The organism is Cohnella sp. GbtcB17 (assembly GCF_019091135.1).
Taxonomy (GTDB): Bacteria; Bacillota; Bacilli; order Paenibacillales; family Paenibacillaceae; genus Cohnella.
Genome location: NZ_JAGXJW010000116.1, coordinates 1 through 6,874, shown reverse-complemented (window position 1 = coordinate 6,874; position 6,874 = coordinate 1). Strand labels below are relative to the sequence as shown.

Here is a 6,874-nt window from a genome sequence, read left to right as displayed (position 1 = left end):
TCCTGGGCTCGAGGATTCTCGGCGTCAGGCGGGGAGCTGACGGGTGGCGAACGGTTGAGATCGCGCCGCAGCCTTGCGATCTGACCTGGGCCGAAGGTGTCGTGCCGCTGCCGCAAGGCGGTCATATCGCGGTGAGCTGGGAATTCGTCTCCGCCGGCAAGCTGAAGCTTAGAATCGAGGCGCCGGAAGACATCGAGGTGAACGTCTCGCTGCCCGAAGGAATCGAAGGCGAAGTAACGATGGTCTCCTATGTGAGCTAAGCAGAACGAAGGTCGGCGAAATAACAACGATCGGCTCTCCCCATGGTACGCAAGCGTGCCAAGGGGAGAGCTTTTTACTTTCGGGGCATACTTTCGGCCTGCGTGGTTTAAACCATCCGCGGTTGGCCGACACTGCATAACACTCTGCATCCACGTCAGCCTTCAGGGAGAGACTTGCATTGCCTTTGTTCGGAAATCGTACGCATCTTCAATCTCGCAGATCCAGGCGGAAAAAGCGCACTGCAGGGGACGCGGGTACGTCAACCGGCGGAGACGGCGGAGGGTCGGGCGGGGGACCGCTGGACGGACGGCTGGACGAGCTGCTTGCCAAGGTGACGCACGTCTTCGGCACGGATACGACGTTAACCGTCCGCAAATTCCGCATCTTCGGCACCTATCCGGCGGCGATGCTTTATTTTCCCAATATGCTCGACCAGAACACGCTGAACGAGACGATTCTGAAGCCTTCGATGAGCGTGCCTACCGGATTGGACCCGTCGGAATGGTCGGCGCCGGAGCTGCTCGACCGGCTGGCCAGCGAAGCGTTGTGGCATAGCGATTGTCGTCGGACGGAGGACTTCAATGACTTGATCGAAGCGCTCCTGCACGGAGATACCGTTTTGGCGGCAGAAGGCTCGGAGGCGGCGCTCGTCGTCGGCACCCGGCAGATCGACAAGCGCGGCATCGACCAGCCGGGCACCGAGCAAGTCATCCGTGGTCCGCGCGAAGGCTTCGTCGAACCGCTTGGCCCCAATATCGCTTTGATCCGGTACCGTCTTCAAGCCGCCGAGCTTCGGACGAGACAGCTGACGATCGGTCGCAAAACGCGTTCGAAGGTCGTCGTCTGCTACATGGAAGGATTAACCGATCCGGACTTGCTGGCGGAAGTCGACAGGCGGCTCGGCGGAATCGATATCGATGCGGTACTTGATTCCGGTTATTTGGAGCAGTTCATCGAGGACAACCAATGGTCGCCCTTTCCCCAGGTTCAATATACCGAACGGCCGGACAAAGTCGTGGCCAACCTGCTTGAAGGCAGAGTGGCGATTCTGGTGGACGGCTCGCCGCTTGCGCTGATCGTGCCGACTGTGTTCAATCAGTTTTATCAGGCGGTCGAGGATTACACCGAACGATTCATGCAGATGAGCGCGATTCGGATGGCGCGTCTCGTGGCGCTCGTATTCTCGCTTGTCTTCCCTGCGATCTACGTGTCCGTCATTTCGTTTAATCCAGAATTGATCCCGACCGAGTTCGCCGTCGCCGTCGCCGGCGGCCGCGCAGGCGTCCCCTGGCCTGCGGTCGTCGAGGTGCTGATCATCGAAATCTCGATGGAGGTGCTGCGGGAGGCGACGATCCGGCTGCCGCAGCAGGTCGGCGGCGCCTTGTCCATCGTCGGCGTGCTCGTCATCGGGCAGGCCGCCGTGGCCGCAGGCTTCGCCAGTCCGATTACGGTCGTCATCATCGCGCTCACGACGATCGGCTCCTTCGCGACCCCGGCGTACAATGCGGCGCTGGCGCTTCGGCTGCTGCGCTTCCCGCTCATTATCATAGCCGGCATATTCGGTCTGTACGGCGTCATGATCGGCCTGATTCTGATCGCCAACCACCTGCTGTCGCTCAAGTCGTTCGGCGTGCCTTATTTAAGTCCTCTCGTGCCCGCCGACGCCGAAGGCATGAAGGACGTGCTCATCCGCGGGCCGCTCTGGTGGATGAAGCGGCGGCCCGCATTCCTGAAGCCCAAAAATCCCGTCCGCGTCGGTTCGGAGATGACCGAGCCGCCCGAGACGAAAAGCCGGAAACAAGAGGGCGCGCATTCCCCATCAACCGAAAAGGAATGACAACGATGACAAAAGCAACGCGGGACATCAGCGCCTTGCAGGCCGCGGCGGTACTGGTGAGCACGATCATCGGCGTTGGCGTGCTGCCGCTGCCGCTGTTCGCCGTCCGGGCGGCGGACACCGGCGGGCCGCTGGTCACGCTGCTGGCGTGCATCTGCGCGCTGGTCGGCCTAATGTTCGTGGCCTTGCTGGGCATGCGTTTTCCCGACGAGTCCATCATTCAATACAGCGAACGCCTGATCGGCAAGTGGCCGGCGCGAGCCGTCGGCCTTTGCGTCATCGTATTTTTCGCGCTGCTCACGTCTTTGACCGCCCGAGAGTTCGGCGAGGTGGTCGTCACCTCCGTATTGAAGCAGACGCCGGTCGAAGTGACGGTTATCGTCATGCTGATGCTGGCCGCCATCTCTGCGCGCAACACGATGACGACGTTCGCCTATATTCATTTTTTTTACGTCCCGCTGCTGCTCGTGCCGGGGCTGTTGATCGTCGCGCTGTCGCTCAAAAATGCCGAGCCGCTTAATCTGCAGCCGATCTGGGGCAACCGACCCGGGGGCATGTTCGATGGCATCGTGACGATCGCCGCGCTGTTCCAAGGCTCGTTCGTCCTAACGATCGTCATTCCCGCCATGCGCAAGCCGGCCAAGGCGCTCGTGGTCAGCCTGTACTCGATTCTGATCGCCGGCGGTTTGTACGTCGTCATCGTCATCGCTGTCGTGAGCGTGTTCGGAGCGGAAGAGACGCGGGAGCTGCTGTGGCCGACACTCGAGCTGGCCAAGGCGACCTCGTTGCCTGCAAACGTGCTTGAGCGGCTCGACGGCGCTTTTCTGGCGGTGTGGGTCACGGCCGTTTTTACGACGCTCCTGTCCAGCTATTACTTGACCAGCCAATCGCTCACGCAGCTGCTGCGCCTCCAGGAACCGCGTATTTTTACGTTTTTTCTCGTTCCCTTCGTATTCGTCATCGCCATGGTGCCGGCCAATATCGTCAAAATGTATGAGGCCGTCGTGAACGTCGGCCGAATCGGCCTCATGCTGACGATCGCCTACCCCGGTCTGCTACTGTTGATCGCCGTCTTGCGCAAGAAGGGAGGGAGCGCGCTTGGACGATAACGGGCCGCGTTCGTTGAAGCGCGCCGCGCGCCTTGCCGCACGTCTGTGTCCGCCGCTGCTGGCGGCGGCGCTCTTGTGCGGGTGCTGGGATCGAACGGAGATCGAGGACCGGGCAATCGTGCTTGGCGTCTCGATCGACAAGGCGCGGCCGGAAGAGGAAGGCGAGGAGGATCCGGTCACGCACTACGTCAAGGGACTTGGCCCCCCTGCATCGGATCTGATTCGCGTCGGCGTGCAGATCGCCTTGCCCGGCCGCATCCCGCTCGGTCCGGGCGAGAGCGGGGGCGGAAGCGGAGGCAACGATCCCCAGAAGACCGTATGGGTGCTGGACGTCGTGGGGCACTCTGTCAACGATGCGCTGATGAACCTGCAGCAGGAGCTGTCGGCCAAGCTGTTTTTCGGCCATTTGCGCGTCATCGTGATCTCGGAGGAGATGGCCCGCTTCGGACTGGAAAATGTCAACGATTACTTTCACCGCAACCCCGAAGTTCGCCGCATGGCGTGGATGATGGTGGCCAAGGGAGAGGCGCTCGCGCTCATGAAGGCGTCGCCGAAGCTGGAGCGGGTGCCGTCTCTCTACCTGATGACCACGCTGGACGAGGGCATTCGGATGGGTAAATTTCCGCAGGACTATATCGGCATCTTCTGGAGCCGCAAATCGAAGCTCGGACAAGAAGGGTTCCTGCCTTATGTCGAGCTGAGGAAAAACCAGACGCTGCAAACGCAGGGGCTCGCGCTGTTCCAGGGCAGCCGGATGGTGGGCGCGACGATGCCGCTCGACATTGCCGTGTATATGGCGCTCAAAGGCAACAACCCCGGCGGCTACAGCGCCTTCGTGAAGGTGCGGGGAACGGAGGTGATGACCCATGTCACGCATCGAGAGTCCAAGACTTCGTTCGAGATCCGGAACGGAAAGCCTTATTTTAAATTCAAGGCTGCCTTCGAGCTCAATCTGGAGGAGAAAATCAACAACGAGCTGAACATCCAGGATCCGTCGGTTATTCGCGATATCGAGGAAAGTCAGAAGAAGGGCGCCGTCAAGCTGATCGAGTCGTTCCTCGAAAAGACGCAGGCGCTCGGATCGGATGTGCTCGGGCTTGGCGAGTACGTCAGGGCCAAAGCCCCCGGCTACTGGAACCGGAACGTGGGGACCAAGGAGCGCTGGCAGCGAATGTACAAGGAGATCGAGTACGAGGTGCACATCGACATGAAAATACGCCGCATCGGCATGAAAGCCGAATAACGCACGGGCACGGAGGCGAAGGCCATGACGATTTTCGGCCAAGGCGTCAACTATTACGCGTTTTCGATCCCGATCTGGTTCCTCGGCGGCATGCTGGTCCTCCTGGTGGACGCCCGCCGCTGCAAAATGGCCGGGCAGCGAAAGGACGAGCGGTTCGCCCGGTTCGCGGGCTGGCTGAATATCGCGCTTGGCGTTATTTTTCTGGTTCGTGAATGGGCGGTTTAAGCGGCTCCCCGGTATGCGTGGCGCGGCCGCCATCGGCTGCGTCGATTGCCGCCATCGATAACTTTCATCCCGCGGCGCCGAACGATTCGCTACAATCAAGTTCATATCCCGAAGGGAAGAGGGCGAACTTGAATGACGAACGCGATGACGATGCGCCAGGCTGAAGCCAGGCTGCGCGGATGGATTAGGGAGCTGCCGCCGCTGCTGGCGGACAGGTCCGAGGAAGAGCTCAAGGCACGTCCAGGGCCGGGCAAGTGGTCCCAGCTCGAGATTCTGGGGCATTTATGCGACTCGGCGCTGCACAATCTGATGCGGTTCGTCCGAATCCGGATCGAGCCGCAGCCTTTGCCGCTGACGCCTTACGCGCAGGACGATTGGGTGAGCGGACAGCGTTATCAGGCGGCGTCGTACGATCACGTACTGAGCCTGTGGCTCGCCTTAAATGCGCGGATCGCCGATGTATGGGCGGGCTTGCCCGAAGACGCCGGCGAGTGGACGTTTATGCGTCCGGACGGGCAGACGATCACGCTCGAACTTTGGGCGGACGACTATGTCCTGCATTTGGAACACCATATGCGATCGTTGAATATCGACGGATTCGCGTGAACGGTACGAGTGATTCTTAATCGATCGTTCAACAATTAATCATTTGTTCAAAAATGGAACATTATCCCTATCCACAACGCTGCACCGATCCGGTATGATAGAAGCCTACTATCGCAGAATCGTGGTGCAGCTTGCTTGAACAGACTTCGCGGATTTTTAGCCTCCTATCACCCTATCGTATTCTCGCTGTTGATCGGCCATATGATCGCCCGCATCGCCACCTCCATGAGCATGCCGTTTCTCGCGCTGTATCTCGCCGCGCATACGGACATGGGACCTGGCGGCATCGGATTTATCGTGGGCGCAGGCGCGCTTGCCGCCACGTTCGGCGGCTTCCTCGGAGGCGCGCTGTCCGACCGGTACAGCCGCAGATTGGTCATGTTCGCCTCGCTATTCGTATGGAGCGGCGTGTTCGCCGGCTTCGCGCTGACCGACTCGCCGGCGGTCCTGCTGCTGCTTAGCCTGATGAACGGCTTGTGCCGCTCCTGGTTCGAGCCGGTGTCCCAGGTGCTCATGGCCGATCTCACGCCGAAGGACCGCCGGATGAGCGTATTTTCCATGCGTTATTTGATGGCCAACGTCGGCGTCGCGATCGGACCGGTGCTCGGCGTTTGGCTCGGTCTTGGCAACGGCGATCTCGCTTTTATGATCACGGGAGCCATTTACTTTGTTTATGCGATCACGCTCTACATCATGATGATCGCCTTCGGCATCAAGGACATCGAGGGCGGCAAGCAGGCGGCGAAGGCGACGATCGCCGACGCCGGACGCGTTGTTATGCGGGACGCCGCGCTGCGGCTGTTTCTGCTGGGCGGCATCGTCGTCGGCATCGGCTACAGCCAGCTGTTCGGCAACATGGCGCCGCACTTGGACCGGGTGTTCGGCCACGGAGACCGCATGTTCGGCTACCTGCTGACGATCAATGCGGTCACCGTCATCGCGCTCCAGCTCCCGCTCGGCTGGCTGGCGAACAAGCGACCGCCCTTATTCGCGCTGCATGCGGGCAATCTGTTTTTGGCGCTCGGCCTCGCCGGCATCGGCTGGGCGGATACGTTCGCCCTTCAAGTCGTCGCGATGATCCTGTTCACCGTCGGCGAGATCCTGAACTACCCGGCCGCCACGATGCTGCTGGACAAGCTCGCCCCGGAGCATCTGCGGGGCGCTTACTACGGCGCTCAGACGTTCACCAATCTCGGCCAGTTCATCGGGCCCTGGGCGGGCGGTTGGCTCCTCGGCGAATACGGCGGCCGGACGATGTTCGCGGCGATGGCGGTCGTCGTCCTCCTCTCCTCGCTCGTCTACCGGGCGGGGAGCCGAGACGGCCGCAAAGCGAGGGCCGCAGACAACAGCGGCGCGGCTTAGCGCGAAGGATAGAAGGACCCAGCCTGCGCGATAAAGATAGAGGAGCGCGTTGGCCCTTCCGCGATTTGTCGTCTCGTTAGCCGCCCAGCTCGTCGCCCGCCTACCGTGCAAAAGTGCACGATCAATGCCCGCCCCCGCTCGTCGCTCCGGCTACCGTGCAAAAGCGGCTAGGCCCCCTAAAACTGGAGTCATGCCCCACAGTGATTCCATTTTCGCAGCCTAGCTCGTTAT

The 6,874-nt window shown here is 61.0% G+C and carries 7 protein-coding genes; all 7 read left to right on the top strand.

Annotated features, from left to right (window positions below):
- On the top strand, window positions 1–260 hold a 260-nt coding region (locus tag KVT38_RS32855; RefSeq protein WP_306795377.1), incomplete at its 5' end, for an alpha-L-rhamnosidase C-terminal domain-containing protein.
- Window positions 261–439: 179 nt separating this feature from the next.
- Window positions 440–2,098 carry a spore germination protein gene (locus tag KVT38_RS32850; RefSeq protein WP_254639744.1) on the top strand — a complete coding sequence of 553 codons (1,659 nt, stop codon included), beginning with the start codon at window positions 440–442 and terminating at the stop codon, window positions 2,096–2,098.
- A 5-nt stretch (window positions 2,099–2,103) separates the two neighbouring features.
- Entirely contained in the window at window positions 2,104–3,207 is a 1,104-nt protein-coding gene (locus KVT38_RS32845; protein WP_217597958.1) for a GerAB/ArcD/ProY family transporter, read from the top strand.
- A complete protein-coding gene (locus tag KVT38_RS32840) occupies window positions 3,197–4,450 on the top strand; it encodes a Ger(x)C family spore germination protein (RefSeq protein WP_254639743.1) in 1,254 nt (417 codons plus the stop codon). The genes KVT38_RS32845 and KVT38_RS32840 overlap by 11 nt, the downstream gene beginning before the upstream one ends.
- 24 nt (window positions 4,451–4,474) lie before the next feature.
- Complete coding sequence (locus KVT38_RS32835; RefSeq protein WP_217597957.1) at window positions 4,475–4,675, top strand: CLC_0170 family protein; 201 nt, start codon at window positions 4,475–4,477, stop codon at window positions 4,673–4,675.
- Between the two features lie 132 nt (window positions 4,676–4,807).
- A complete protein-coding gene (locus tag KVT38_RS32830; protein ID WP_217597956.1) occupies window positions 4,808–5,281 on the top strand; it encodes a DinB family protein in 474 nt (157 codons plus the stop codon).
- Between the two features lie 135 nt (window positions 5,282–5,416).
- Window positions 5,417–6,643: an MDR family MFS transporter gene (locus KVT38_RS32825; protein ID WP_217597955.1), complete on the top strand. Its 1,227-nt coding sequence runs from the start codon at window positions 5,417–5,419 to the stop codon at window positions 6,641–6,643.
- Window positions 6,644–6,874 lie beyond the last annotated feature (231 nt).

Bases quoted from the DNA above. Each gene is read 5' to 3' on its own strand.
- KVT38_RS32845 (WP_217597958.1), top strand. From the start codon at position 2,104: ATGACAAAAGCAACGCGGGACATCAGCGCCTTGCAGGCCGCGGCGGTA.
- KVT38_RS32835 (WP_217597957.1), top strand. From the start codon at position 4,475: ATGACGATTTTCGGCCAAGGCGTCAACTATTACGCGTTTTCGATCCCG.
- KVT38_RS32830 (WP_217597956.1), top strand. From the start codon at position 4,808: ATGACGAACGCGATGACGATGCGCCAGGCTGAAGCCAGGCTGCGCGGA.